Annotated in this window: 1 protein-coding gene and 1 pseudogene; both read right to left on the bottom strand. The window is 45.6% G+C overall.

Annotation, left to right across the window (positions count from 1 at the left end; translation table 11 throughout):
• Positions 1-128: 128 nt before the first annotated feature.
• Positions 129-1,316 carry a hypothetical protein gene (locus tag ACJMM9_RS14025; RefSeq protein WP_405328217.1) on the bottom strand — a complete coding sequence of 396 codons (1,188 nt, stop codon included), beginning with the start codon at positions 1,314-1,316 and terminating at the stop codon, positions 129-131.
• A gap of 62 nt (positions 1,317-1,378) precedes the next feature.
• Positions 1,379-1,604: pseudogene (locus ACJMM9_RS14020) on the bottom strand (hypothetical protein); the annotation flags it as partial.

The raw sequence follows: 1,604 nt of genomic DNA, 5'->3' as shown, positions 1-1,604 counted from the left end.
TGTAAGCCTATGTTCAAATCTTCAGTATAACTGTCTCAAGTCTACATAAAAAAGCAATTCCTGTTTTCATGGGGGAATTGCTTTTTTTCGAGCTTTTTTCTTCTTATGGAGGTAAACTTTACTCGCCTTTATTCACACATTTCAAAAGCGAACATCGTTTCTTTTGGCAACTTTTCATTTTCACAATTCAAGAGATACCGGATTGCCTGTTGTGCAAACACATTGAAAATCATGGTATCCCAATCGGCAAGCCGGACAATCGACCCTGTGCCGTTTTCAAAATCGAATACAATTTCTCCCCATTCGCCATCGCAGTCTGCCTGATATTCGTAGACTGCGGTGGCGATTTTCTTTTTTCGCTTGGTTTTGGATTTCTGTTTCAGCCGGACTGCATGAACACCGCCGTTTTCCACCAGCAGCAGTGTCAGATGTTCTGCTGCTTTCCGGTAGGCTCGTTCCGCACCGCTGGCGGAGCTGCCTTCAAACATGACAGCCAGTTCTTCAAAGGTGGGGCGGTCTTTCCAAGAACCCACACGCCCGCAGGTCATGCAGATGGCAAGCCGTTTTTCAAGCAATGTCTGTTCCCGATAGTTCAGCTTATCAAATGCTTTCCGCACCTTTTCAGCCTGTATACCATCCCATAGAATGTCCGCATAGTTCCAGCTATCGTCACGGGTCACATCCTCGCCTGTTTCCTCGCCGTCCTCGTCCTGTGCGGTCACAAAGAAGGGCTGCTGATTGCGAATACCACGGACAACTTTCAGATATTCCTCTGCCAGCGCAAGATCGCAGTCATATTTCTTTGCAAATTCATCAGCGGCATCTTTCGTGTTGTGGTAAAGCCATGCCATTGTACGGAGCATCTTGTAGCTGGTCAGCGAGGATACCGACCATTGTTCTTCGCCCATTCGGAAACGTAGCATAGCATCCCGTATGAAGGGATAAATGTAGGTGGCATATTTAGCACCCTTTTCAGGGACATAGTCCGGCAGTTTTTGGAGCATAGCTTCCCGGCAGGACAGTTTTATATCCAAAAAACGCTCCGGGTCATACTGATCGCTTCCATCCGTGCAGAGGAATGATCGGATGCGCTTGTTGAGCTGCTGCTCATAGTGGTGCAGGAAAAACGAAAAATACTTCAAATCCTTTTCACGGAGGGCAGAGAGAATGTAATCATTGATGTTCTCTACCGTTGGCGGCTCCGGTTCCAGTTGGAAGATGCGCTCTGCCATATATCTTGTAATGCCGCCGTCGGGCGTACTGGGAACAGATTTGGAATTGTATCCGGTCATGTCCCATGAATATTCTCTCAGCATAGCAGCGCACCTCCCTTCGGCTTGGTTGATTGTATCTTATCTCTTAAACAAACTGTGATTATTTAAGATAGTAGCGCCGTACCGCTTGCGACTTTTTCTTTTACTGCGGAGACAGTATCTTTAAGTGAGTGTGTAGTTGTATCTATAACATTTGATTCATAGATTCCTAAATTGGAAAATTGTTCCCACATTGTTTCCACTAATTCCATATTTGTTTCTCTGTCTAACTTTGAGCGTTCGATAGCACGCTTCATAGTTTCTTCTTTACTCGCTCTCAAAACGATATAG

This window comes from Fibrobacter sp., from assembly GCF_045112255.1.
Lineage (GTDB): Bacteria > Fibrobacterota > Fibrobacteria > Fibrobacterales > Fibrobacteraceae > Fibrobacter.
The sequence above is the reverse complement of the archived record's forward strand: the minus strand, read 5'-3'. Positions and strand labels throughout refer to the sequence as shown.

What these genes read in the sequence shown, in the direction of transcription:
- ACJMM9_RS14025 (WP_405328217.1), bottom strand. Translation starts at nt 1,316, where the DNA reads ATGCTGAGAGAATATTCATGGGACATGACCGGATACAATTCCAAATCT.